General features: G+C 68.8%; 19 protein-coding genes and 3 rRNA genes. 1 reads left to right on the forward strand and 21 read right to left on the reverse strand.

Annotated elements, in window-relative coordinates; all coding sequences use genetic code 11:
* Positions 1-55: 55 nt before the first annotated feature.
* Entirely contained in the window at positions 56-595 is a 540-nt protein-coding gene (locus JOE38_RS04960) for a hypothetical protein (RefSeq protein WP_204575134.1), read from the reverse strand.
* Between the two features lie 262 nt (positions 596-857).
* Between JOE38_RS04960 and JOE38_RS04965 the strand changes: the two genes are divergently transcribed.
* On the forward strand, positions 858-2,195 hold the full coding sequence (locus JOE38_RS04965) for an acyl-CoA dehydrogenase family protein (protein ID WP_204575135.1): 1,338 nt from the start codon (positions 858-860) through the stop codon (positions 2,193-2,195).
* An 80-nt stretch (positions 2,196-2,275) separates the two neighbouring features.
* On the opposite strand, the gene der is transcribed toward JOE38_RS04965, so the two are convergent.
* The 20 genes from der to tyrS form a co-directional block, all read right to left on the reverse strand.
* The gene (gene der / locus JOE38_RS04970; RefSeq protein ID WP_204575136.1) at positions 2,276-3,784 is read right to left on the reverse strand and encodes a ribosome biogenesis GTPase Der; all 1,509 of its coding nucleotides are present in this window, start codon (positions 3,782-3,784) and stop codon (positions 2,276-2,278) included.
* 39 nt (positions 3,785-3,823) lie between these two features.
* On the reverse strand, positions 3,824-4,567 hold the full coding sequence (gene cmk, locus JOE38_RS04975) for a (d)CMP kinase (RefSeq protein ID WP_239544748.1): 744 nt from the start codon (positions 4,565-4,567) through the stop codon (positions 3,824-3,826).
* Positions 4,564-5,682 (reverse strand): prephenate dehydrogenase, encoded by a 1,119-nt coding sequence (locus JOE38_RS04980; protein WP_204575137.1) that lies wholly within the window; start codon positions 5,680-5,682, stop codon positions 4,564-4,566. The genes cmk and JOE38_RS04980 overlap by 4 nt, the downstream gene beginning before the upstream one ends.
* Entirely contained in the window at positions 5,679-6,539 is an 861-nt protein-coding gene (locus tag JOE38_RS04985; protein WP_204575138.1) for a pseudouridine synthase, read from the reverse strand. Before JOE38_RS04985 ends, JOE38_RS04980 begins: the two co-directional genes overlap by 4 nt.
* Positions 6,523-7,134, reverse strand: a complete 612-nt coding sequence (gene scpB, locus JOE38_RS04990; RefSeq protein WP_204575139.1) for an SMC-Scp complex subunit ScpB — start codon at positions 7,132-7,134, stop codon at positions 6,523-6,525. Before scpB ends, JOE38_RS04985 begins: the two co-directional genes overlap by 17 nt.
* Positions 7,124-7,990, reverse strand: coding sequence for a segregation and condensation protein A (locus JOE38_RS04995; RefSeq protein ID WP_204575140.1), 867 nt, complete (start codon positions 7,988-7,990; stop codon positions 7,124-7,126). The genes scpB and JOE38_RS04995 overlap by 11 nt, the downstream gene beginning before the upstream one ends.
* Positions 7,974-8,858, reverse strand: a complete 885-nt coding sequence (locus JOE38_RS05000) for a ParA family protein (protein ID WP_204575141.1) — start codon at positions 8,856-8,858, stop codon at positions 7,974-7,976. Before JOE38_RS05000 ends, JOE38_RS04995 begins: the two co-directional genes overlap by 17 nt.
* Before the next feature lie 71 nt (positions 8,859-8,929).
* The gene (locus tag JOE38_RS05005; RefSeq protein WP_204575142.1) at positions 8,930-9,916 is read right to left on the reverse strand and encodes a site-specific tyrosine recombinase XerD; all 987 of its coding nucleotides are present in this window, start codon (positions 9,914-9,916) and stop codon (positions 8,930-8,932) included.
* On the reverse strand, positions 9,913-10,596 hold the full coding sequence (locus JOE38_RS05010; RefSeq protein ID WP_204575143.1) for an NUDIX domain-containing protein: 684 nt from the start codon (positions 10,594-10,596) through the stop codon (positions 9,913-9,915). The genes JOE38_RS05005 and JOE38_RS05010 overlap by 4 nt, the downstream gene beginning before the upstream one ends.
* Entirely contained in the window at positions 10,593-12,335 is a 1,743-nt protein-coding gene (locus JOE38_RS05015) for a CTP synthase (protein WP_307838833.1), read from the reverse strand. The genes JOE38_RS05010 and JOE38_RS05015 overlap by 4 nt, the downstream gene beginning before the upstream one ends.
* Before the next feature lie 64 nt (positions 12,336-12,399).
* A complete protein-coding gene (gene recN / locus JOE38_RS05020; protein ID WP_204575144.1) occupies positions 12,400-14,115 on the reverse strand; it encodes a DNA repair protein RecN in 1,716 nt (571 codons plus the stop codon).
* Positions 14,108-15,025: an NAD kinase gene (locus JOE38_RS05025; protein ID WP_374191155.1), complete on the reverse strand. Its 918-nt coding sequence runs from the start codon at positions 15,023-15,025 to the stop codon at positions 14,108-14,110. The genes recN and JOE38_RS05025 overlap by 8 nt, the downstream gene beginning before the upstream one ends.
* A 5-nt stretch (positions 15,026-15,030) precedes the next feature.
* Entirely contained in the window at positions 15,031-15,903 is an 873-nt protein-coding gene (locus JOE38_RS05030) for a TlyA family RNA methyltransferase (protein ID WP_204575146.1), read from the reverse strand.
* Entirely contained in the window at positions 15,896-16,069 is a 174-nt protein-coding gene (locus JOE38_RS05035; RefSeq protein WP_204575147.1) for a hypothetical protein, read from the reverse strand. Before JOE38_RS05035 ends, JOE38_RS05030 begins: the two co-directional genes overlap by 8 nt.
* A 9-nt stretch (positions 16,070-16,078) precedes the next feature.
* Positions 16,079-17,119 carry an HAD-IIA family hydrolase gene (locus tag JOE38_RS05040; protein ID WP_204575148.1) on the reverse strand — a complete coding sequence of 347 codons (1,041 nt, stop codon included), beginning with the start codon at positions 17,117-17,119 and terminating at the stop codon, positions 16,079-16,081.
* Positions 17,109-18,089, reverse strand: a complete 981-nt coding sequence (locus JOE38_RS05045; protein ID WP_204575149.1) for a tetratricopeptide repeat protein — start codon at positions 18,087-18,089, stop codon at positions 17,109-17,111. The genes JOE38_RS05040 and JOE38_RS05045 overlap by 11 nt, the downstream gene beginning before the upstream one ends.
* A 1,041-nt stretch (positions 18,090-19,130) precedes the next feature.
* A 5S ribosomal RNA gene (gene rrf / locus JOE38_RS05050) occupies positions 19,131-19,247 on the reverse strand.
* 116 nt (positions 19,248-19,363) lie between these two features.
* Positions 19,364-22,483: ribosomal RNA gene (locus JOE38_RS05055) — 23S ribosomal RNA — on the reverse strand.
* 428 nt (positions 22,484-22,911) lie between these two features.
* Positions 22,912-24,432: ribosomal RNA gene (locus JOE38_RS05060) — 16S ribosomal RNA — on the reverse strand.
* The 16S, 23S and 5S rRNA genes sit together here, the layout of an rRNA operon.
* A gap of 559 nt (positions 24,433-24,991) precedes the next feature.
* On the reverse strand, positions 24,992-26,320 hold the full coding sequence (gene tyrS, locus JOE38_RS05065) for a tyrosine--tRNA ligase (protein ID WP_239544749.1): 1,329 nt from the start codon (positions 26,318-26,320) through the stop codon (positions 24,992-24,994).
* Positions 26,321-26,466 lie beyond the last annotated feature (146 nt).

Below are 26,466 nucleotides of genomic sequence, written 5' to 3' on the forward strand. Positions count from 1 at the left end.
CCTACCGCATCGGCGGCACTGCTCCGGCACGCGCAGGCGGTCGGGCGGCACCGGATCAGGCCGCCGCACCACCCGACGGCCGCGCCGACGACGAGCCCGCCGCGGATCCGCCAACCACCCGCCCCGGCTTCGGGAACGCGTCCCGCATGTGGTCGCTGCGGAGGATGTCCGCCACCCCGATGAGCAGCAGCGAGAACACGATCTGCTCGATGACCATCCAGAGCGGGTAGAGGCCCGGGATCGCGGCGATCACCAGGGTCACGATGGGGAAGATCTGGCTGAACAGGCGCAGGCGCGAGTACGCCCACCAGTAGCCGGCCGAGGCGCGCCAGGCGAAGTAGTAGAGCGTGATGGTCATCGCGAGCACGACGAAGGAGCGGAACCAGACGGCCGGGGCGATCGCGACGCCGTCCTCGGCGAGGGTCAGGGCGATGGCCACGGCGGTCGCGCCCACGAGGGTCTCGGCGATGAGGATCCACCGGATCCAGCGGAACGCCCGGGTCGTCCACGGGTGGTCGCGCATGTCCTCCGCGATGACGTGGCCCGCCTGGCGCCCGGCGGCGATCCGATCGAGACGGCTGAGCAGCTGGTCCACCGGTGCGATCCTCCGTGTCTCGTGAGCGGGCGTCGGATGCGCCCGGATCAGGGTACGACGTGACGCCGCGAGCCGCCCGCGAACCCACGAGGCAGCGCCAGACGGACAGCCGGCCGCTCCCCCGCATGACACCCCGTGACGCCCCGCGTCGTCACACCCCGCAACCCCGCGTCACACCCCTCGCGACGCCGCCGGCCCGCCCCTACCGTGGCCCCACCGCGAGGCGCGGCACCGGTCGCGCCCCTTCACGAGAGGACAGGACATGACCCTGATCGACCGCGAGCCCCGACCCTCCGCCGGCTCCCCCGCATCCACCGCGAGCCCCGCGAGCGCGTCCGCGACCAAGACCGCCGACCGCCCGCGCCCCGCTCCCCTCGGCGACGCGCCCGTCGACCGCTGGAAGGGCGCCCCGCGTCCCACGACGCCGGCCGCATGGATCGCCCGCGCCCGCGAGGTCGCCGACATCCTCGCCGTCGACCAGGTCGAGCGCGACCGTGCCGGCGCGAGCCCGCACCAGGAGGTCGCGCTGCTCAAGCACGCCGGCCTCGTCACTCTGCTCGGGCCCGCGGAGCACGGCGGCGGCGGGCAGACGTGGGACACCGCGTACAAGGTGATCCGCGCGGTCGCCCGCGGCGACGGATCCATCGGCCAGCTCCTCGGCTACCACTACCTCTGGGCGTGGGCCGCGCGGCTCGTCGGCACGGACGCGCAGATCGCGGCGGTCGAGAAGCTCGCCACGACCGGGAACCTCCTCTTCGGCGGCGCCGTGAACCCGCGCGACTCCGACCTCGTCATCCGCGAGGACGGCGACGACCTGATCTTCTCCGGCCGGAAGTCGTTCTCGACGGGCGGCGTCGTCTCCGACCTCACGGTGCTGGAGGGCGTGATCGAGGGCACGGAGACGCACGTGTTCGCGATCGTGCCCACCGACCAGCCGGGCATCGTCTTCGGCCACGACTGGGACAGCCTCGGGCAGCGGCTCACGGAGTCGGGCTCGGTCGAGATCCGCGACGTCCGCGTGCCGTGGACCGATGCCGCCGGCTTCGTCGACAGGGTCTTCCAGCCGCTCGTCTACGGCACGCTCAACGTCCCGGCGATCCAGCTGGTGTTCGCGAACTTCTACCAGGGCATCGCGGAGGGCGCGCTCGAGACGGCGGCCGCGTACACGCGCAGCACCACCCGGGCCTGGCCGTACGGCGGCGACGACAAGGAACGCGCGACCGACGAGTGGTACGTGCTCGAGGGCTACGGGCAGCTGCAGTCGAAGCTGTGGGCGTCGGAGGCGCTGCTGGATCAGGTGGGCGCCGAGATCAGCGCCGTGCTGCACGCGCCGCGCGAGAAGCTGACGGAGCGGAAGCGCGGCGAGATCGCGGTTCGGGTCGCGGCGGCCAAGGCGCGCATCGCGGAGGACGGGCTGGAGGTCGGCACGCGGATCCTCGAGCTCACGGGCGCCCGCGCCTCGTCGTCGAAGGCCGGGCTCGACATCTTCTGGCGGAACCTGCGCACGCACACGCTCCACGACCCGATCCCCTACAAGCGCCGCGAGGTCGGCCGGCACGTGCTGCTCGGCGAGATCCCGGAGCCGACCTGGTACACGTGATCGCCCGCCCGCAGACGCACGGACGGCGCCGACCCCGAGAGGGATCGACGCCGTCCGTCATGAGACGCGGAGAGGGGGCGCTAGCGCTTCCGCTTCTCCCGCACGCGCATGTTGACGATGATCGGGCTGCCCTCGAAGCCGTAGATCTCGCGCAGGCGACGCTGGATGTAGCGACGGTACTGCGGGTCGAGGTACCCGGTCGTGAAGAGCACGAATGTCGGCGGCCGGCTCGAGGCCTGCGTGCCGAACAGGATGCGCGGCTGCTTGCCGCCGCGCACGGGGTGCGGGTGCGCCGCGGTGAGCTCGGCGAGGAACGCGTTGAACTTGCCCGTCGCGATGCGGGTGTCCCACGACTCCAGCGCCGTCTCGAGCGCCGGCACGAGCTTCTCCATGTGGCGGCCGGTGCGCGCCGAGATGTTGACGCGCGGCGCCCACGACACGTGCGCGAGGTCGGTCTCGATCTCGCGCTCCAGGTAGCGGCGGCGCTCGTCGTCGAGGAGGTCCCACTTGTTGAACGCCAGCACGAGCGCGCGGCCCGACTCGAGCACCAGCTCGATGATGCGGATGTCCTGCTCGCTGATGACCTCGGAGACGTCGATCATGACGACCGCGACCTCCGCCTTCTCCAGCGCCGCGCTCGTGCGGAGCGACGCGTAGAAGTCGGCGCCCTGGGCGAGGTGCATGCGGCGGCGGATGCCGGCGGTGTCGACGAAGCGCCACACCTTGCCGGCGATCTCGACCTGCTCGTCGACGGGATCGCGCGTGGTGCCGGCGAGCTCGTTGACGACCACGCGCTCCTCGCCCGCGGCCTTGTTGAGCAGGCTCGACTTGCCGACGTTCGGGCGGCCGAGGATGGCGACGCGGCGGGGTCCGCCGACCTCCTCCTTGGCGACCTTGGAGACGAGCGGCAGGGTCTTCAGCACGAGGTCGAGGAGATCCGCGACGCCGCGGCCGTGCAGCGCGGAGACGGGGTGCGGCTCGCCGAGGCCGAGCGACCACAGCGAGGCGGCGTTCGGCTCCTGGCGAGCGTCGTCGACCTTGTTGGCCGCGAGGATCACCGTCTTCTTGGTCTTGCGGAGCAGGCGGACGACGTGCTCGTCCGTGCTCGTGGCGCCCACGTTGGCGTCGACGACGAAGAGCACGGCGTCGGCGAGGTCCATCGCGATCTCGGCCTGCATGGCCACGGACGCGTTGATGCCCTTCGCGTCGGGCTCCCAGCCGCCGGTGTCGACGAGCGTGAACCAGCGTCCGCCGTACTCGGCCTTGTAGGAGACGCGGTCGCGCGTGACGCCGGGGGTGTCCTCGACGACGGCCTCGCGGCGGCCGAGGATGCGGTTGATGAGCGCCGACTTGCCGACGTTCGGGCGGCCGACGACCGCGAGCACGGGCAGCGCCGGCAGGTACGTGACCTGGTCGGGGTCGTCCGTGGCGGCCTCGAGGACCTCGAGGTCCTCGTCGTCCAGGTCGTAGTCCTCGAGCCCGGCGCGGAGCGTCTGCGCGCGCTGGGCGGCCAGGTCCTCGTCGATGCTCGACAGGCGCTCGTGGAGCCCGCTGTCGAGCTCGGGGAAGTCGTCGTCGTGATCAGCCATGTTGTCCTCTGGCGTGTCGGCCCGTCGCCGGGTCGCGCCTCAATCTGTTCGTGCGTGAACGAGATCGACCACCGCCTGGACGGTCTGGTCGAAGTCGATGTCCGTGGAGTCGATGGTGGTCACACCATCTGCGGCGTTCATGAAATCGACGACCTGCGAGTCGGCCCGATCCCGGGAGGCGAGTGATTCGCCGACCGCGGCTGCCGACTGGGTCGACGTCTCCGCGGAACGCCTGCTCATCCTAGCTTCCGGGGAGGCCGTCAGCAGAATGCGGACCTGGGCGTCGGGGGCGACGACCGTGGTGATGTCGCGGCCCTCGACCACGATGCCGGGCTTGTCGCTCGACGCCATGAGCGAGCGGAACAGCTCCACCATGTAGTGCCGCACCTCGGGCACGCGCGCCACGCGGCTCACGACCGCGGAGACGCGGGGCTCGCGGATCGCCTCGGTGACGTCGGTGCCGCGGACGGAGACCCGGGTCTCGGACGGGTCGATGGCGATGTCGTAGTCGAAGCCCTCGATGAGGCTCGTGACGGTCGCGGGATCCTCGGTGTCGACGCCGCTCTCCAGCGCGAACCAGCTGAGCGCGCGGTAGGCGGCGCCCGTGTCCTGGTAGTCGAAGCCGAGGGCGCGCGCGGCGGCGCGGCTCACGCTCGACTTGCCGCTGCCGGCGGGGCCGTCGACGGCGACGACCGTGCGGTTGAGCGTGGCGTCGACCAGCAGGGTGTCCTCGAGGGGATCCCTCTCCACGGGGTCGGGGGCGTTCACAGCGTCTCCGGTCATCCGGCGATCCTCCAGTCACGTTCGTCGAGCCACGCGACCAGGCGGTCGCGGGCCTCGGGCAGCACGGCGATCTCGACGAGACCCACCTGCGCGCCCTGGGAGTGCTCGAGGCGCAGGTCCTCGATGTTGACGTCGGCGGCGCCCACGTCGTCGATCAGCGCGGCCAGCTGGCCGGGGCGGTCGTCGATCATCACGGTCACGGCGGCGAAGCGGCGGTCCTGGCCGTGCTTGCCGGGGATGCGCGCGACGCCCGCGTTGCCCGCGTGGATCCGCTCGGCCACGCGCAGGCGCGCCCCCTGCGCGTCGACGTCGTCGAGCGCGTCGATCACGTCGTCGAGGTCGGCGCGCATGGCGCGGAGGATCGGCACGACGCGGGAGGCGTTCGCGCCGAGGATCTGCACCCACAGCGCCGCGTCGCTCGACGCGATGCGCGTGGTGTCGCGGAGCCCCTGGCCGGACAGGCCGAGCGCCGCCGCGTCGCCGTCCTGGAGCCGCGACGCCAGGAGGCTCGCGACCACCTGCGGCACGTGCGAGACCAGCGCGACGGAGGCGTCGTGCTCCTCCGCCGTCATCTCGATGGGGACGGCGCCGAGGTCGAGGATCAGCTGCTCGACGGGCGCACCGGCGGCGTACGTGATGCCGTCGTGGCCCGCGATGACCCAGGGGCGGCCGAGGAAGAGGTCGCCCGTCGCGGAGACGGGGCCGCCGCGCTCGCGCCCGGCGAGCGGGTGGGAGCCGAGGTAGCGGGACAGGTCGGCGCCCATCGCGGCGAGCTCGGCGAGCGGCGCGGCCTTCACGCTCGCGACGTCGGTCACGAGCGCATCCGGGTGCGCGGCCAGCTCGGCCGCGACCACGCGCGCGGTCACGTCCGGCGGCACGCAGACGACGACGAGCGACGGCCGGTCGGGCGCCGTCGAGATGTCGGCGACGCGGCCCGCGCCCATGTCCGCGGCGAGGCGGAGCGTGGTCGGCGACGCGTCGGCCAGCACCACGTCGACGCCGCGCGCCCGCAGCCCGAGCGCGATGCTCGTGCCGAGCAGGCCCGTGCCGACGATGCGGACGGTGCCCTGCACGCGCGTGTCGGTCGCGGCGGCCGCGCCCGCGGCCTCGCTCACTCGCCGTCCTCGCGGTCCACGTCCCCCTGCGCCTCGGCGGCGGCGCCGGCGCCCTGCGGGGTCGCGAGTCCGGCCTGCGCGCGGGCCTCGCGCGAGATGGTGAGGAGCTGGCCGAGCTCGTCGGAGGTGAGGTCGCGCACGCGGCCGACCCCGAGGGATCCGAGGTGCAGCGGCCCGAACTGGCGGCGCACGAGCTCCTCCACCGGGTGGCCGACCTCGTCGAGCATGCGGCGCACGATGCGGTTGCGGCCCGAGTGCAGCGTGATCTCCACGAGCGTCTGGTCGCCGCCGCCCGAGAGGATGCGCGCGCGATCCGCCTGGATCGGCCCGTCCTCGAGGTCCACGCCCTGCGTGAGCCGCTGGATGGTCTGCGGCGTCACTCGCCCCGTGACCTTCGCGATGTACGTCTTCAGCACGCCGAACGACGGGTGCGCGAGCACGTGCGCGAGGTCGCCGTCGTTGGTGAGGATCAGCAGGCCGCTCGTCTCCGCGTCGAGGCGGCCGACGTTGAACAGGCGCTCCTCGAACTCCTCCGTGAACTCGCGGAGGTCGGGCCGGCCGCGCTCGTCGCGCAGCGAGGAGTAGATCCCGACGGGCTTGTTGAGCATGAGGTAGCGCTTGGAGGTGTCGAGCTGCACGGCCTGGTCGTCGACCGCGACCTCGTCGACGTCCGGGTCGATGCGGCGGCCCGGCTCGGTGACGGTCTCGCCGTTCACGGTGACGCGGCCCGCGGCGATCATGTCCTCGCAGACGCGGCGGCTGGCGACGCCGGCGGCGGCCATCACCTTCTGCAGGCGGACGCCCTGCACCGGCTCGTCCGGGTTCCAGGCACGGGCGTTCTCAGAGGAGGGGGTCATGGAAGCCTTCCGCCCCGTCGGGGAGCAACGGGGAGATCGGGGGGAGCTCGTCGAGCGAGTTGATGCCGAGCTGCGTGAGCAGGTGGTCTGTCGTACCGTAATGGATCGCGCCGGTCTCGCCGTCGGTGAAGGCCTCCGTCACGAGGCCCCGCGCGAGCAGCGTCCGCACCACCGAGTCCACGTTCACGGCGCGGATCGCGGCGACCTGGCTGCGGCTGATCGGCTGCTTGTACGCGATCACCGCGAGCGTCTCGAGCGCCGCCTGCGAGAGGCGCGTGGGGTTCTGCGTGAGCACGTGGTCGCGGATCACCGTGTCGTACTCCGGCCGCACGTACACGCGCCAGCCGCCGCCGACCTCGCGCAGCTCGAAGCCGCGGCGCACTCCCCCGGCCTTCCCGTCGAAGTCGTCGACGAGCCGCTGGATCGCGCGGCGCACCTCGCGCACGGGCGTCGAGGTCGCCGTCGCGAGGGTCGTCGCGCTCTGCGGCTCGTCGGCGACCATGAGCAGCGCCTCGAGCGCGCGGTCGAGGTCGAGCGGGGCGTCGGCGTCGGGCGCGGATGTGCCGTCCGCGGGATCCACGGGCTCAGCTGTCATAGCCGGCCCCCAGGCTCGCGAGCGCGTCGTCGGTCCAGCTCTCGGCGGTCCACGTGAGCGTGAGCTCGCCGAGCGCCTCCGGCTGGTCGAACTCGATGGCGGCGACGCGGTACAGCTCGAGCACCGCCAGGAAGCGCGCGATCACGACGCCCGTGACCCCGGCGTCCGCGACGAGCTCCCGGAACGTGACGGGCCCCCCGCCCCGCAGCCGCGCGACCACGACCGCGGCCTGCTCGCGGATGCTCACGAGCGGCGCGTGCAGGTGGTCGAGCCCCACGGTCGGGATCTCGCGCGGCGCGAGCGCCAGGAGCGCGATCGCCGCGAGGTCCGCGGGCGACGTGGTCCACACGAGCTCGGGCACCTGCGCGCGGAACCGCTCCTCGAGCGGCACGTCCCGGAACGCGCGACCGGACTCCGCGGCCAGCCGCTCCTGGAACCACGAGGCCGCCTGCTTGAACGCGCGGTACTGCAGCAGCCGCGCGAAGAGCAGGTCGCGCGCCTCGAGCAGTGCCACGTCCTCCGCGTCCACGAGCTCGCCCTGCGGCAGGAGCCCGACGAGCTTGAGGTCGAGCAGCGTCGCCGCGACCACGAGGAAGGAGCTCGCCTCGTCGAGGTCCTCGGGCCCGTCGAGCCCGCGGATGTGCGCGATGAACTCGTTGGTCACGAGGCTGAGGCTCACCTCGGTGATGTCCATCTCGTGGCTGCCGATGAGCGACAGCAGCAGGTCGAACGGGCCCTCGAAGTTGCCGATGCTGACCCGGAACGCGCGCTCGGGATCCGTCCGGACCGCGGCGGCGTCCGCGTCGCCGGCCAGCTCCCGCTCGGCCAGGGGTGCGCCCCTACGCGACGGCGCCACGCGCGATGAGCTCCCGCGCCACCTTGCGGTACGCGAGCGCGGCCGGGTGCTCGGGAGCGAACTGGATGATCGGCTTGCCCGCCACCGACGCGTCCGGGAACTTCACCGTCCGGCCGATCACGGTCTCGAGCACGCTGTCGTCGAACGCCTCGACCACGCGCTGCAGCACCTCGCGCGAGTGCAGCGTGCGCGAGTCGTACATGGTCGCGAGGATCCCGTCGAGCGCGAGCCCCGGGTTCAGCCGGTCCTTGACCTTCTCGATCGTCTCCACCAGCAGCGCGACGCCGCGGAGGGCGAAGAACTCGCACTCCAGCGGGATCAGCACGCCGTGGCTCGCGGTGAGCGCGTTGACGGTGAGGAGGCCGAGCGACGGCTGGCAGTCGATGAGGATCACGTCGTAGTCGGCGCTCACCTTGCGCAGCACGCTGGCGAGGATCTGCTCGCGGGCGACCTCGTTGACGAGGTGCACCTCCGCGGCCGACAGGTCGATGTTGGCCGGGATGACGTCGAGGCCCTCGAAGCCCGTGGTCTGGATGGCCTCGCGCGGGTCCTTCACGGTGCCGAGCAGCAGGTCGTAGATGGTGACGGCGTCGTGCGTCTGCACGCCGAGGCCCGCGGACAGCGCGCCCTGCGGGTCGAAGTCGACGGCCAGCACGCGGCGGCCGTAGCTCGCGAGGGAGGCGCCCAGGTTGATGGCGGTGGTCGTCTTGCCGACGCCGCCCTTCTGGTTGCAGAGGGAGATGATCTTGGCGGGGCCGTGACCCTGGAGCGGCTCGGGCTCCGCGAACTCGCGCAGCTCCCGACCGGTGGGTCCGAGCACGGGGACGTCCATTCCCGGGAGCTCGGTCACATCTGGGTTGCGCGTCACGTGGATCTCTCTCTGCCGCTCGTCCGGGGCGGGTGTCCGCCGGATCCTGCGAGTCTACCGGGGAGGGTCGCTCACGCCCGGCGGGCACGCGGGTGCGCGGTCGTGTAGACGTCGCGCAGGGTGTCGACGGTCACGCGCGTGTAGATCTGCGTGGTCGCCACCGACGAGTGGCCGAGCAGCTCCTGCACGACGCGCACGTCGGCGCCGCCCGCGATGAGGTGCGTCGCGAACGAGTGCCGGAAGGTGTGCGGCGAGATCTCCTCCGTGACCCCGGCGCGCTCGGCGGCCGCCTTGATCACGAGCCACGCGTTCTGCCGCGAGAGCGCGTGGCCGCGGAGCCCCAGGAAGAGCGCGGGCGTCGCGGTCCCGCGCGCGGCGAGGATCGGGCGGACGCGGACGAGGTAGGCGTCCACGGCGCGCCGGGCGAAGGATCCCACGGGCACGATGCGCTGCTTGCCGCCCTTGCCGAGCACCCGCACGAGCTCGGCCGCGGCGCCGTCGGGGCCGAGCACGTCGTCGACCGTGAGCGCCGTGATCTCGCTGACGCGCGCGCCCGTCGCGTACAGCAGCTCGAGCAGGGCCTTGTCGCGCACGCGGAGCGGCTCGTCGCCGTCGGTCGCGTCGAGGATCCGCCCCATCGTCTCGATGGACACGGCCTTCGGCAGGCGGCTCGGCAGCTTGGGCGGCTTCTGGTCGGCGGACACGTCGACCTCGACGATGCCCTCCTCCACGAGGAACCGGTGGAAGCTCCGCACGCTCGAGAGCATCCGAGCGAGCGACGACGCCGTGAGGCCGCCGTGCCCGGGGTCGCGGACGCGCTGCGCGAAGCCGGCTAAGTGCGCGCTCGTCGCACCTGCCGGATCCGCCACGCCCTCCGCCGCGAGGTGCGCCGTGTAGCGCGCGAGGTCGCGGCGGTAGGCCTGGATCGTGTTGCGGGACAGGCCGCGCTCCACCTCGACGTGGCGGAGCCAGCGGTCGACGGCGCGCCGCAGCGCGACCGGGACCTCGGGGGCGGCGTCGGGCGCCGCTCCCCCGGGTCCCTCGGCCGCGTCGGTCACGAGGGGGACGCGCCCCCGCCGTCGCGATCGGCGTCGCGCAGCTTCGGGTGGCGCGGCCACGGGGCGTCGGCGGGTCCCAGCGTCGACCAGCCGCGCGCGCGGGCGAGGTGCGCCTGCAGCACCGCGATCACGGTCGACGGGTTCTGGATCCGCCGCTCGAGCACCGCGGTGACGACCTCGTCGAGGTCGACCCAGCGCACCTCGATGTCGGCCTCCTCGTCGGTGCGCGCGAACGCCTCCGCCGTGGGGGTCAGGCCGCGCGCGAGGTAGACGCGGATCGCCTCGTCGCTGCCGCCGGGCGTCGTGTAGTACTCGGCCAGCACGCTCCACTCGGCGGCGACCAGGTCGGCCTCCTCCGCGAGCTCGCGCTGAACGGCCGTCAGCGGCGGCTCGCCCGTGATGTCGAGGAGCCCCGCCGGGATCTCCCACTCGCGCATGCGCACGGGGTGCCGGTACTGCTTGATGAGGAGCACGCGGTCCTCGTCGTCGATCGCGAGCACCGCGACGGCGCCCGTGTGGTCGACGAACTCCCGCGTGATCTCGCCGTCGCCGTACGCGAACGTCTCGCGGCGGATGTCCCAGATCTTCCCCGCGAACACCTTCTCGCTCGACGTGATCTCGGAGGAGGCCTCGTCGTCGTGCAGGCCGCCCGCCGGGGAGCCCGCGACGGCGTCCGTCACGCGACCGCCTCGGCGTCGTCCTCGACGAACAGCGTGCTGGCGGCCTGGCGGTCGAGCGCGGCGCGGATCAGGCCGGCGAACAGCGGGTGCGCGCGGTTCGGCCGCGACCGGAGCTCCGGGTGCGCCTGCGTGCCGATGTAGAACGGGTGCACCTCGCGCGGTAGCTCCACGTACTCGACGAGCGTGCCGTCGGGCGAGGTGCCCGAGAAGACGAGGCCGGCGTCCTGGATGCGCGCGCGGTACTGGTTGTTGACCTCGTAGCGGTGGCGGTGGCGCTCGTGCGAGACGGGCGCGCCGTAGAGCTCCGCCGCGAGGGATCCCTCCGCGAGCGCCGCCTCGTAGAGGCCGAGGCGCATGGTGCCGCCCAGGTCGCCGCCCGCGATGATGTCGACCTGCTCGGCCATCGTCGCTATGACCGGGAACTCGCTCTCCGGGTCGAACTCGCTGGAGGACGCGCCGTCGAGGCCGGCCTCGTTGCGCGCGTACTCGATGACCATGCACTGCAGGCCGAGGCACAGGCCGAGCACGGGGATCTTGTTGTCGCGCGCGAACTTCAGCGCGCCGAGCTTGCCCTCGATGCCGCGGATGCCGAACCCGCCCGGCACGCACAGCGCGTCGAGGTCGCCCAGCTTCTTCGCGGCGCCCTCGGGCGTCTCGCACTCGTCGGACGCGACCCAGCGCAGCTTCACGCGCGCCGAGTGGGCGAACCCGCCCGCGCGCAGCGCCTCGGTGACCGAGAGGTACGCGTCCGGAAGATCGATGTACTTGCCCACGAGGCCGACGGTGACCTCGTGCTTCGGGTCGTGCACGGCGTCGAGCAGGTCGCTCCAGCCGGACCAGTCCACGGCGTCCGCGGCGGGGAGGCCGAGGTGGTCGATGATGTAGCTGTCGAGGCCCTGCCCGTGCAGCATCTCGGGGATGTCGTAGATGCTCGGCACGTCGACAGCGTTCACGACGGCCTGCTCGTCCACGTCGCACATGAGCGCGATCTTCTTCTTGTTCGAGTCGGAGACGGGCCGGTCGCTGCGGAGCACGAGCGCGTCCGGCTGGATCCCGATGGAGCGCAGCGCCGCCACGGAGTGCTGCGTGGGCTTGGTCTTCTGCTCGCCGGATGCGCCCATGTACGGCACGAGCGAGACGTGCACGAAGAAGACGTTGTTGCGGCCGAGCTCGTGGCGCACCTGGCGCGCCGCCTCGATGAACGGCTGGCTCTCGATGTCGCCGACCGTGCCGCCGATCTCCGTGATGATCACGTCGGGCTGCGGCTCGTCGGAGGACTGCAGGCGCATGCGGCGCTTGATCTCGTCGGTGATGTGCGGGATGACCTGCACCGTGTCGCCGAGGTACTCGCCGCGGCGCTCCTTGGCGATGACCTCCGAGTAGATCTGGCCGGTGGTCACGTTGGCCGCCTGGTCCAGCTCGATGTCGAGGAAGCGCTCGTAGTGCCCGATGTCGAGGTCGGTCTCCGCGCCGTCGTCGGTCACGAAGACCTCGCCGTGCTGGAAGGGGTTCATGGTGCCCGGATCCACGTTGAGGTAGGGATCGAGCTTCTGCATGACGACGCGGACTCCGCGCGCCGTGAGGAGGTTGCCCAGGCTGGCCGCCGTGAGGCCCTTGCCGAGCGAGGAGACGACGCCGCCGGTCACGAAGATGTGCCTGGTCGTCTTCGCCGTGCCTGTCGTGCTGGTGCTGCTGTCCGTCGAGCTCGGGTCCGTGTCCGCTGAATTGATGTCCGCCACGGGCTTCCATCCTACGTGGGAATCCGCGCGCCGCGACACCCTCGGCGCGCCGCAGGTCGTCCGGTCAGCGCAGGGACGCCGCCGTCTCCACGAGCTCGCGCGCGTGCGCCAGGCCGCTCTCGCTGTCCGGCAGGCCGGAGAGCAGGCGCGCCATCTCCTGGATCCGCGCGTCGCCCTCGAGCTGCGTGACGCTCGACGCCGTGACCTGCCCGTCGCCGCCCTTGACGACGCGCAGGTGGTTGGTCGAGAACGCGGCGACCTGCGCGAGGTGCGTGACGACGATGACCTGGGCGCGCTCCGCCAGCCGCGCCAGCCGCCGGCCGATCTCGATCGCCGCCGCGCCGCCGACTCCCGCGTCGACCTCGTCGAACACGAACGTGGGCACGGGGTCGTCGCCGGCCACCACGACCTCGATGGCGAGCATCACGCGCGACAGCTCGCCGCCGGACGCCCCGCGCCCGAGCGGACGCGCCTCGGCGCCGGCGTGCGGCCGCAGCAGGATCTCGACCCGGTCGGCGCCCGACAGCGCGGGCTCCTCGCGCGGGGACACGCGCACGTCGAGGGACGCGTCGGCCATGGCGAGGGCGCCGAGCTCGGTCGTGACGGCCGCGGCGAGCCTCACGCCGGCCTCCTCGCGGACGGCCGTGACGCGGGCCGCCAGCTCGCCGACGAGCTGCTCGTCGCGCTCCACCTCGACGCGCAGCAGGTCGATCCGGTCGGTGTCGCCATCGAGCTCGAGCAGGCGCGCGCTGCCGGTGTCGAGGAACGCGAGCGCGTCCTCCACGGTGGGGCCGTGCGCGCGCGTGAGGGCGGCGAGCTCGGCGCGGCGGTCCTGCAGCGTCTCGAGCTCGCGGGCGCCGTCGGCGTCGAGCCCCGCGAGGTAGCCGGAGAGCTGCACGGCGATCTCCGCCACGAGGATCCGCGCGCTGTCGAGCGACTCGATGATCTCGGCGAGCCCCGGGTCGTGCGCGGCGACCCGGTCGAGGCGGCGGTGCGCGGTGTCGAGCACGGACGCGGCGTCGGCCATCTCGCCGGACGCGTCCTCGGACGACATGAGCTCGTGGGCCGCGGACGCCGCAGCCCGCAGGTCCTCCAGGTTCGTGAGGCGGTCGATGCGCTCGCGCAGCTCCTCGTCCTCACCCGGCTGGGGCGCGACGGCCTCGATCGCGTCGATGGCCGTGCGCAGCTCCTCGGCCTCGCGCGTGCGCGCGTCCTGCTCCGTGACGAGGCGGTCGAGCTCCGCGCGGGCGGACTGCCAGCGGCGGAACACCTCCTGGTACTCGCCGAGCACGGGCGCGAGCGCGGATCCGGCGAACCGGTCGAGCGCCTGCCGCTGGGCGGTGGACGACCGCAGCCGCATCTGGTCGGACTGCCCGTGCACGACGACGAGCTGCTCGCCGATCTCGGTCAGCAGCGCCGCGGGGGCACCCCGGCCGCCGACCGACGCACGGCTGCGTCCCTCGGACGAGAGCTGGCGCGTGACGATGAGCTCGCCGCGCGTCCCGTCGCCGAACGGGTCGACGTCTCCCCCGGCGTCGCGCACGCGCTCCGGCACGGGGCCGTCGGCGGCGATGATCCAGCGCCCCTCGACGACCGCGCGCTCGCTCCCCTGCCGCACGGCGCCCGAGTCGGCGCGCGCTCCGAGCAGCAGGCCGAGCGCGGTGACGACCATGGTCTTGCCCGCGCCGGTCTCGCCGGTGACGGCCGTGAATCCGGGCCCGAGCGGCAGCGTGGCCTGGCCGATCACCCCGAGGTCGCGGATGGTGATCTCCTCAATCACGGTCGACCGGCCCCCTCCAGCCGGTGACCGGCAGCTCGAACTTGTTCACGAGGCGGTCGGTGAACGGCGACTGCTTGAGGCGCGCGAGGCGCACGGGGATGTCCGAGCGGCGGGTCTCGACGCGCGCGCCGGGCGGCATGTCGCGCGTGCGGCGTCCGTCGCACCACAGCACGCCGGAGCCGGAGGTGCGGCTGAGCACCTCGACGGCGACCGTGGACTCGGGACCCACGACGAGCGAGCGGGCGAAGAGCGTGTGCGGGCTGAGCGGCACCACGAGCATGGCCTCGAGGCTCGGCCACACGATGGGGCCGCCGGCCGAGAACGCGTACGCGGTGGATCCCGTGGGGGTCGACACGACCATGCCGTCGCAGCCGTACGACGCGAGCGGCCGGCCGTCGATCTCCACGACGACCTCGAGCATGCGCTCGCGGCTGGCCTTCTCCACGGTCGCCTCGTTGAGCGCCCAGGTGCGGTAGACGATGTCGGCGCCGACCTTGAGCGTGACGTCGAGCGTCATGCGCTCCTCGACGGTGTAGTCGCGGTCGAGCACGCGGCGCACGGTGGCCGTGAGGTCCTCCCGCTCGCTCTCGGCCAGGAAGCCCACGTGCCCGAGGTTCACGCCCAGCAGCGGCACCGAGGTGCCACGCACGATCTCGGCCGAGCGCAGGATCGTGCCGTCCCCGCCGAGGACGATGACGATCTCGAGGTCCGCCGTCTGCACGTCCTCCCCGAGCACGGCGACGCCCTGCATCTCGGGCGCGAAGGGCAGGATGTCGGCCTTCTCGTCGGCCGTGAGCACGAGGTGCACGTCCTCCTCGGCCAGCTGCGCGCACACGCTGAGCGCCGCGTCGATGGAGTCGCGCCGTCCCGTGTGGGACACGACCAGGATGTGCCTCGCGGGTCCAGCCACTTCGCTCACGCTCCTGTGATCTCGTTCGACGTCGATCTCCATTGTGTCGGATTGCTCCCCCGACGACCGCTGAACCAGGCGAGGTACTCGTGGTTCCCGGCGCCGCCGACGATCGGGGAGGAGACGAGGCCGGCCGTGCCGAGTCCCTGGTCCCACGCGGCCCAGAGCACGCGCATGACGGCGTCGTCGCGGAGCCCCGGGTCGTGCACGATGCCCTCGCGGATCCCCGTGCGTCCCACCTCGAACTGCGGCTTGATCAGCAGCACGACGTCGGCTCCCTCCGCGATCGTGCGCGCGATCGCGGGCAGCACGAGCCCCAGGGAGATGAAGGAGAGGTCGCCGACCACGAGCGCGGGCCGCTCCCCCGCGAGATCCGCGGGCGTCACGCCGGCGAGGGACTCCGGCGTCAGGTCGCGCACGTTGAACCCCTCGACGACGTCGACGCGCGGATCCTCGCGGATGAGCGGATCCAGCTGCCCGTGGCCCACGTCGAGCGCGACGACGCGCCGGGCGCCCCGCTCCAGCAGCACCTGCGTGAAGCCGCCGGTGGACGCGCCGACGTCGAGCGCCAGGCGCCCCGCGACCAGGACCTCGGGGAAGGCGTCGAGCGCGCCGATGAGCTTGTGGGCGCCGCGGCTGACGTAGGCGTCGGTCCCGGCGACCTCGACGACGGAGCCGGGCGTCACGCGGAAGGACGCCTTGACGACCCCGCGCCCGTCGACCGTGACGAGGCCGTCGGCGATGAGCCGGGCGGCGTGCGTGCGCGAGCGCGCGAGGCCGAGGGCGGGCAGGGCGGCGTCGAGGCGGAGCTCGCCGCCCACGGCCTCGCCGGCAACCGGCTCGGCAGCGGACGCGGATCCGTCGCCGGGGTCACCCACGCGTCGCGGCCCCATCCCCGCCTTCGAGCCGTGCGCGCAGCTCGTCGTGCAGGAGCGCGAAGGCCGCCGCGCGGTCACCGAGCGGCTGCTCCTCGATCAGCTGCAGCCGGGAGACCAGCTCCTCGGCGACGTCGCGGTCGTCGCGGTCGTCCGGCTCGTCGCTCACGCCGTCACGCTACGCCCGGCCCGCGCCGGCGGCACCGGCCGCGACGTAGAGGGACTCCTGCACGTCCAGCCCGTAGATCGGCCGGCCCGAGTTCCAGATGACGGCGCAGGCGGCGCGGAGCGTATCGATGGTGGACCCGCCGTCCTTCACGACCTCGACGCGGTCGCCCGCGATGCGCACGGAGGACTTCCCGACCGTCGCCACGCGACCCTCCTGCGAGAACCGCGTCTCCGGGTAGGGCTCGTGCAGCTGCCCGAGGTGCTCGAGGATGAAGGTCGGCCGCTGGTCCTCCTCGGCGGCGAGGAGCTGCTTCGCCCGGTCGATCCCGGTGAGCACGTGCACGGACGCCATCCCGGCGCGCGTCGCGCCGAGGATGTCGGTGTCCAGCCGGTCGCCGAGGAACACGGGACGCTTCGCGCCGAAGCGCTCGCGCGCCACGTCGAAGATGGGCGTCTCTGGCTTGCCCGCCACGACGGGCAGGCGCCCGACCGCCGTGTGCACGGCCGAGACGAGCGTGCCGTTGCCGGGCGCGATGCCGCGCGCGACGGGGATCGTCCAGTCGGTGTTGGTCGCGACCCACACGACGTCCGGGTCGGCCAGCGCGAACGCGGCCTCGGCCAGCTGGGCCCAACCGACCTCCGGCGAGAAGCCCTGCACGACCGCCGCCGGCTCGTCATCGGTGGAGCGCGTGACCACGTAGCCGGCCTTCTCGAGCTCGTGCACGAGGCCCTCGCCGCCGACCACCAGCACCGTGGATCCCGCGGGCACGCGGTCCGCGAGCAGGCGCAGCGCGGCCTGGGGCGACGTGACGACGTCCTCGGGCGCGACCGTCAGCCCGAGCGAGCTGAGGTGCTCTGCGACCGAGGCGTCGGTGCGCGAGGCGTTGTTGGTGATGTAGCCGAGCCGGATGCCGTCGCCCGCCGCGCGGTTCAGCGCGTCGACGGCGTGGGGGATGCTGTCGGGACCCGCGTACACGACGCCGTCGAGATCAGCGAGGATCACGTCCACGCCGTCCAGCGGCGCGCTCCCCTTCGCTGCCCTAGCGAACATCGCGGTCCGCCTCCCCGGCGTCGTCGGCGTCGGAGCCGCCGGGCGAGGGGGCGTCGGCGTCGGCGTCGGCGTCGGCGTGATCATGCGCATCGGCGTCGAGCTCGTCGTCGACGTCGATCGCGATGTCCGCGCTGTCCCCGTCCTCGCTCGGCGGAGTCGGCACGCCGTCCTCGTCGGGATCCGCGGAGGTCGAGACCGCGTCCGCCGACGATCCCTCGTCGACGCTCGCCATGCCGGAATCTTCGTACGCGGAGTCATCATCCCGGGGGTCCTCGCCCTCGAGCTCCTCCTCGACGACCTCGACCATGTCGTCCCAGCCCTCGTCGGGATCCGCGAACGCCGCCTCTGCCGCATCCGCCCGCTGACGCCAGGCGTCGGCCTCCTCGGAACGGCCCAGCTCCTCGAGCACCTCCGCGTAGGCGTGGAAGAGATCCGCGCTGTACGAGTAGGCCACGTCGCGGTTCAGCTGGGCGATCGACAGCTCGTCGAGCGCCGCCTCGGTCTGACCGAGGTCGAGGCGCGCGCCGGACATCGCGATCGCGAGAGCGACCTGCTCCGCCGCCGGCAGCGTCTCCTTCGGCACCGACCGCCCCAGCTCCAGCGCCTTGTCCGGGCGTCCCTGGCCGCGCTCGCTGTCGACCATGAGCGCGAGCTGGTCGTTCTTCCCGGAGATGCGCCGGTACGTCCGGAGCTCGCGGAGCGCGAGCGCGTAGTCGCCGACGGCGTACGCCGTGATGGCCAGCGACTCCCGGACCACCGCGATGCGCCCCGCGCGGCGCGCCGCCGAGGTGGCGTGCCGGTGCGCGAGCTCCGGGTCCTCCTCGATGAGCCGGGCTGCCATCACGAGGTGCTGCGCGACGCCCTCGGCGTTGTCCTTGCTCAGGGTCTTCAGCTCGTTCCGGGCGACGCGATCGAGGTCTCCCGGCTTCACGTCCTCGGGGATCTCGGGGTCCTCGTGACGCGGACGCACGGATCGCAGCTCGCGCGCGCGCAGCTGCTCCTCCGTCAGGGCCTCCTCGTAGCGAGGAGCGTCACGATCGTTGCGCGCCGGTCGTCCGTCGCGCGTCCACAGCTTGTCGCCGTCCCGTGGCGGCCGAGCGCCTCCGCGGCCGGCATCACGGCCACCCGCGTCACGTCCGCCGTCCTTCGACCACGGCTTCCGCACGGCGTCGCGCGGCCCCCGGGACGCGGGAGCACCATCCCGCGACCAGGGCGTGCGCTCACCATCGCGCTGCGGGCGGGCGGACGCACCACCATCCTTGGACCACGGCTTGCGCTCTCCATCCCGCGCAGGACGAGGCGACCGTCCACCGCCGTCCGGCGACCAGGGCTTGCGCTCCCCATCTCGCTGCGGACGAGGAGATCCGCTGCCGCCGTCCTTCGACCAGGGCTTCCGCTCACCATCCCGAGCAGGGCGGGCAGGCCCGGCACCGCCGTCGCGCGACCAGGGCTTGCGCTCCCCGTCACGCGGGCGCGATGCCGCCCCACCGTCCTTCGACCAGGGCTTGCGCTCGCCGTCTCCAGCGGAGCGATCACCACCAGAGGCCCGACCGCCATCCCGGGGACCACGCGGCGCCCCGGACGAACCGCGCTCATACGGCGGCTTGCCGCCGTCACGCCCGCGCGACGAGTGCGACGATCCGCGGTCCTGGCCCTCAGGCCGGCTGTCTCGATCGGAAGAGTCGCTCACTGTGCTCCTGTCGGCCGCGAGGGCCAGATGATGTCTGTGGTGTTGTGGGTGCTACGGAAGTCTGGTCCCAGGCTAACCGGTGCCACGCCCTACGGACACGGACCGGTCCGTGCCCGCACGTCCGGTGCGTGGTACCTGGTGCCCGGTGTGGCGACTGCACGGCGCGGTCTCGCATGCCCCGCACCGCTGCGCCCAGGGATCGACGGGCGGCCTTCGGGATCCACTCGCGCCGACCTCATCCCTGACGATGATGGCTCGCGTTAACGCGAGAAGGCCCGTCGCACGATGTGCGACGGGCCTCCCCGATCATTCTCAAGTTAAGTCCGGCGGTGTCCTACTCTCCCACAGGGTCCCCCCTGCAGTACCATCGGCGCTGAGAGTCTTAGCTTCCGGGTTCGGAATGTAACCGGGCGTTTCCCTCTCGCTATGGCCGCCGAAACACCTCATACACACCCCACAGGGCATGAAATCTGTGATGAATCGACCAGTCAAGCTGGTTGTTCAATTAGCACCCGACCGTATATCGGGAACCACATAGTGGACGCAAGCAAAGTGTTTTCAAGATATCGGCTTATTAGTACAGGTCAGCTCCACGAGTCTTTAGTCCTCGCTTCCACATCCTGCCTATCAACCCGGTAGTCTAGCCGGGAGCCTTCACCCTAAAAGGGATGGAAATCTCATCTCGAAGCCGGCTTCCCGCTTAGATGCTTTCAGCGGTTATCCGTTCCGAACGTAGCTAATCAGCGGTGCTCCTGGCGGAACAACTGACACACCAGAGGTTCGTCCATCCCGGTCCTCTCGTACTAGGGATAGATCTTCTCAAATTTCCTACGCGCGCAGCGGATAGGGACCGAACTGTCTCACGACGTTCTAAACCCAGCTCGCGTACCGCTTTAATGGGCGAACAGCCCAACCCTTGGGACCTACTCCAGCCCCAGGATGCGACGAGCCGACATCGAGGTGCCAAACCATGCCGTCGATATGGACTCTTGGGCAAGATCAGCCTGTTATCCCCGAGGTACCTTTTATCCGTTGAGCGACAGCGCTTCCACAAGCCACTGCCGGATCACTAGTCCCGACTTTCGTCCCTGCTCGACTTGTCAGTCTCACAGTCAAGCTCCCTTGTGCACTTACACTCGACACCTGATTACCAACCAGGTTGAGGGAACCTTTGGGCGCCTCCGTTACTTTTTAGGAGGCAACCGCCCCAGTTAAACTACCCACCAGGCACTGTCCCTGAACCGGATTACGGTTCGAAGTTAGATATCCAGAGTGACCAGAGTGGTATTTCAACAATGACTCCACCCGAACTAGCGTCCGAGCTTCACAGTCTCCCACCTATCCTACACAAGCCACACCGAACACCAATACCAAGCTGTAGTAAAGGTCACGGGGTCTTTCCGTCCTGCTGCGCGTAACGAGCATCTTTACTCGTAGTGCAATTTCGCCGAGTTCGCGGTTGAGACAGCTGGGAAGTCGTTACGCCATTCGTGCAGGTCGGAACTTACCCGACAAGGAATTTCGCTACCTTAGGATGGTTATAGTTACCACCGCCGTTTACTGGGGCTTAAATTCTCAGCTTCGCACTTGCGTGCTAACCGTTCCTCTTAACCTTCCAGCACCGGGCAGGCGTCAGTCCGTATACATCGTCTTGCGACTTAGCACGGACCTGTGTTTTTAGTAAACAGTCGCTTCCCACTGGTCTCTGCGGCCTTCAAACGCTTCAGGAGTAAATCCCTACACGCCTCAGGCCCCCCTTCTCCCGAAGTTACGGGGGCATTTTGCCGAGTTCCTTAACCACGATTCTCTCGATCTCCTTAGTATTCTCTACCTGACCACCTGAGTCGGTTTGGGGTACGGGCGATTGGAACCTCGCGTCGATGCTTTTCTCGGCAGCATAGGATCACTGATTTCGTCCGTGAGGACTACCCATCGGGTCTCAGGCTACATAGAAGACGGATTTGCCTATCTTCTGCCCTACATCCTTAGACCGGGACAACCATCGCCCGGCTCAGCTACCTTCCTGCGTCACACCTGTTAATACGCTAAACGCCCCAGCGTAGGGTCGTGTGCTAGGCCAAGACCGTCACCCCGAAGGGATCGAATCAAGGATTCAGACACTTAGCATTACTGGATTGTCTTGGGCGGTTCTTCATCGGTACGGGAATATCAACCCGTTGTCCATCGACTACGCCTGTCGGCCTCGCCTTAGGTCCCGACTTACCCAGGGCGGATTAGCCTGGCCCTGGAACCCTTGGTCTTTCGGAGGACGGGTTTCTCACCCGTCTTTCGCTACTCATGCCTGCATTCTCACTCGTGTGGCCTCCACGGCTGGTTCACACCGCCGCTTCGCTGGCCACACGACGCTCTCCTACCCATCCATACGGCTGGACCACGAAGGCCTGCCTATAATATAAATGCCACAACTTCGGTGGCGTGCTTGAGCCCCGTTACATTGTCGGCGCGGAATCACTTGACCAGTGAGCTATTACGCACTCTTTCAAGGGTGGCTGCTTCTAAGCCAACCTCCTGGTTGTCTATGCAACTCCACATCCTTTCCCACTTAGCACGCGCTTAGGGACCTTAGATGGTGGTCTGGGTTGTTTCCCTCTCGACGATGAAGCTTATCCCCCACCGTCTCACTGCTGCGCTCTCACTTACCGGCATTCGGAGTTTGGCTGAAGTCAGTAACCTTTTGGGGCCCATCGTCCATCCAGTAGCTCTACCTCCGGCAAGAAACACGCAACGCTGCACCTAAATGCATTTCGGAGAGAACCAGCTATCACGAAGTTTGATTGGCCTTTCACCCCTATCCACAGCTCATCCCCTCCATTTTCAACTGAAGTGGGTTCGGTCCTCCACGACGTCTTACCGTCGCTTCAACCTGGCCATGGATAGATCACTTCGCTTCGGGTCTAGAACATGCGACTCATACGCCCTATTAAGACTCGCTTTCGCTACGGCTGCCCCTCACGGGTTAACCTCGCCACATATCACTAACTCGCAGGCTCATTCTTCAAAAGGCACGCTGTCACACCAACAAGGGTGCTCCAACGGTTTGTAAGCAAACGGTTTCAGGTACTATTTCACTCCCCTCCCGGGGTACTTTTCACCTTTCCCTCACGGTACTTGTCCGCTATCGGTCATCTGGGAGTATTTAGGCTTATCAGGTGGTCCTGACAGATTCACACGGGATTTCTCGGGCCCCGTGCTACTTGGGATACTCTCCGGACAGGCGACGACATTTCGACTACGGGGTTCGCACCCTCTATGACTGGCCTTTCAAGACCATTCGTCTATATCGCGCTCATTGCCCTCACAGCTCGGTAGAACTGTACGGAAAGTCCCGCAACCCCGACCATGCAACTCCTACCGGATATCACACATGATCGGTTTGGCCTCTTCCGGTTTCGCTCGCCACTACTAACGGAATCGCTTTTGCTTTCTCTTCCTGTGGGTACTGAGATGTTTCACTTCCCCACGTTCCCTCTACCCGCCCTATATATTCAGGCGGGAGTCACCAGGTCACCCAAAGGGCCTGGCGGGGTTTCCCCATTCGGAAATCCTCGGATCAAAGCTCTATTATCAGCTCCCCGAGGCTTATCGCAGATTTATACGTCCTTCTTCGGCTCCAGATGCCAAGGCATCCACCGTTTGCTCTTAGAATCTTGAAATCACATGAGATTGAATCGTTTCGCCTCCCCTAGAGGAGACAGAATTGACCAATGATCTATAAATAGATCTTTGTGATCCACCGGAAAACCGGTGAATCTAAGATGCTCGCGTCCACTGTGTAGTTCTCAATATACGGGCGGTACCCCACCACCATCCACTCAGGGACGACGGAAAGGGTCCGACAAGAAACCAGACACACCCCGAAAGATGCGGCCCGGTCCCTCAGGACCCAACAGCGTGCAACATGCCCTCGACACACCGAACCACGTTCCCACCCCACAAGGAGGCGTACTAGCAGCCCGACACATCAGCCGGCATCAATGTCAATGTTCCACCCATGAGCGCCACCGCCAGAACAGACGCCTGACGCGTGACTTGGCACCATTGATCTCCCTGTATACAGAGGAGAGGTGCACATGCTCCTTAGAAAGGAGGTGATCCAGCCGCACCTTCCGGTACGGCTACCTTGTTACGACTTAGTCCTAATCACCGATCCCACCTTCGACAGCTCCTCCCTTGCGGTTAGGCCACTGGCTTCGGGTGTTACCGACTTTCATGACTTGACGGGCGGTGTGTACAAGGCCCGGGAACGTATTCACCGCAGCGTTGCTGATCTGCGATTACTAGCGACTCCGACTTCATGAGGTCGAGTTGCAGACCTCAATCCGAACTGAGACCGGCTTTTTGGGATTCGCTCCACCTTACGGTATCGCAGCCCTTTGTACCGGCCATTGTAGCATGCGTGAAGCCCAAGACATAAGGGGCATGATGATTTGACGTCATCCCCACCTTCCTCCGAGTTGACCCCGGCAGTCTCCTATGAGTTCCCACCATTACGTGCTGGCAACATAGAACGAGGGTTGCGCTCGTTGCGGGACTTAACCCAACATCTCACGACACGAGCTGACGACAACCATGCACCACCTGTATACCGACCTTGCGGGGCACACATCTCTGCATGTTTCCGGTATATGTCAAGCCTTGGTAAGGTTCTTCGCGTTGCATCGAATTAATCCGCATGCTCCGCCGCTTGTGCGGGCCCCCGTCAATTCCTTTGAGTTTTAGCCTTGCGGCCGTACTCCCCAGGCGGGGAACTTAATGCGTTAGCTGCGACACGGAGACCGTGGAATGGTCCCCACATCTAGTTCCCAACGTTTACGGCATGGACTACCAGGGTATCTAATCCTGTTCGCTCCCCATGCTTTCGCTCCTCAGCGTCAGTTACGGCCCAGAGATCTGCCTTCGCCATCGGTGTTCCTCCTGATATCTGCGCATTCCACCGCTACACCAGGAATTCCAATCTCCCCTACCGCACTCTAGTCTGCCCGTACCCACTGCAGACCCGAGGTTGAGCCTCGGGATTTCACAGCAGACGCGACAAACCGCCTACGAGCTCTTTACGCCCAATAATTCCGGACAACGCTTGCACCCTACGTATTACCGCGGCTGCTGGCACGTAGTTAGCCGGTGCTTTTTCTGCAGGTACCGTCACTTTCGCTTCTTCCCTACTAAAAGAGGTTTACAACCCGAAGGCCGTCATCCCTCACGCGGCGTTGCTGCATCAGGCTTGCGCCCATTGTGCAATATTCCCCACTGCTGCCTCCCGTAGGAGTCTGGGCCGTGTCTCAGTCCCAGTGTGGCCGGTCACCCTCTCAGGCCGGCTACCCGTCGTAGGCTTGGTGAGCCATTACCTCACCAACAACCTGATAGGCCGCGAGTCCATCCCCAACCGAAATTCTTTCCACGACCAGACCATGCGGCCAATCGTCATATCCGGTATTAGCTACCATTTCTAGCAGTTATCCCAGAGTCGGGGGCAGGTTACTCACGTGTTACTCACCCGTTCGCCACTGATCCGCCAGAGCAAGCTCTGACATCACCGTTCGACTTGCATGTGTTAAGCACGCCGCCAGCGTTCGTCCTGAGCCAGGATCAAACTCTCCATAAATGCTTAAACGCACGACCACCCAAAAGCAGCCGGCACATCTAAAGCCAGACGTGAACGGGAATCGAACACGAACCAGCAAGTTTGAAACCGACAGAACAAATCATTACTGACTTGCTTGTTTGTTTAAATGTATTCCAAAGGAATCCGAAACGAGCATCCGAAGGACACCCGCAACGGGTATTTGGCATTTGACATTGTGCACGCTGTTGAGTTCTCAAGGAACGGACGCTCCCGACACCGACCATCACAGCCAGCCATCGGAGCTCACACTCCACCGCTCCCCGTGGGAGTGATCCAGACCACACAGGCCCAGCACTCACGTCGGAAGCAGAATCAGACCCTAGCTCAGTTGATGGTAAACACGCAACCCTCAGGGCCACGGCAACTTCTGTTTCACCAGGATCATCACCCACCAGAACAGCTCCGGAAGCCTTCCAGCTTCCCGCCCGTTCCGGCGACAAGAGGAGACATTACGCGGACCACCCCACCCCCGCAAAACAACCCGCATCCCGGGCGTGTCGCAACGGCCTCCGGAACAAAGGCCCGGTAGAGGCCGGATTCAGGAGACGGTGACGCCCGCGAGGGTCTTCTTGCCCCGCCGGATCACGGCGAATCGGCCGCGCAGGAGATCGTCCACGACGGCTGCCGCGTCGCCCACGGCGACGTTGTTCACGTACACCCCGCCCTGGGTGATCGCGCGCCGGGCCTCCCCCGCGCTCGAGACCAGACCCGTGTCGATCAGGGCCTGGATCACCGTGGTCCCGACGGGGATCTCGGCCGACGGCAGCTCCCCGAGCGCGGCGCGGAGCGTGGGCTCGTCGAGAGCGGTCAGCTCGCCCTGGCCGAAGAGCGCCTGCGCAGCCGCGATCGCGGACTCCGTCGCCGCGACCCCGTGCACCAGGGTGGTCACCTCCCACGCGAGCGCGCGCTGCGCCTCGCGCCGGAACGGCTCGGACTCCACGGCGCGCGTGAGCTCGTCGATGCGCGCCCGGTCCAGGAACGTGAAGATGCGCAGGCGGTGGATCACGTCGGCGTCGTCGGTGTTGAGCCAGAACTGGTAGAACGCGTACGGGCTCGTGAGCTCGGGGTCGAGCCACACCGCGTTGCCCTCGCTCTTGCCGAACTTGGTGCCGTCCGAGTTGGTGATGAGGGGCGTGCCGATGGCGTGAGCGGTCGCCCGCTCGCTGCGCCGGATCAGGTCGGTGCCGCTGGTGAGGTTGCCCCACTGGTCGCTGCCGCCGGTCTGCAGCACGCACCCGTACGTGCGGTGGAGCTCCCGGAAGTCGAGCCCCTGCAGGATCTGGTAGCTGAACTCTGTGTAGCTGATGCCCTCGTCGGAGTTGAGGCGCGCGCTCACGGCGTCCTTCTTGAGCATGGTGCCCACCCGGAAGTGCTTGCCCACCTCCCGGAGGAAGTCGATGGCGGTCAGGGGCGCCGTCCAGTCCAGGTTGTTGACGATGCGCAGGGCGTTGTCGCCCTCCGGGCTGAGGAAGGCGGACACCTGCGCCCGGATGCGGCCGACCCACTCCGCCACGACCTCCGGGCTGTTGAGCGTGCGCTCCGCCGTCGGTCGCGGGTCGCCGATGAGCCCCGTCGACCCGCCCACGAGGCCGAGCGGCCGGTGCCCGGCCAGCTGGAGCCGCCGCATGAGGAGCAGCTGCACGAGGTTGCCGAGGTGCAGGCTCGGCGCGGTGGGGTCGAAGCCGCAGTAGTAGGCGATGGGCGGACCGGACAGCAGCTCCTTCAGCGCGTCCTGGTCCGTGGAGACGTGCACGTACCCCCGCCAGACGATCTCCTCCCACACGTCCTCGAAGGACGGGTCGTTGCGCTGGGCGGAGAAGCGGTCGGGATCGGCGTTCGTCACCCGATCACGGTACCAGCGCGGCATCGCCGGGGCGGTGGGGCGCGGCGGTGGCCGACGGGTCGGGTGTCGGGGGTCCACGCCACGATGGAGTCCTTCGGCGCCGATGGGCATCAATTCCTCGTCATTGATCCGATCGAGTCAAGTACGTGGCATTGATGTGCCATCATCAA

This window comes from Clavibacter michiganensis (assembly GCF_016907085.1).
Taxonomy (GTDB): Bacteria; Actinomycetota; Actinomycetes; order Actinomycetales; family Microbacteriaceae; genus Clavibacter; species Clavibacter michiganensis_O.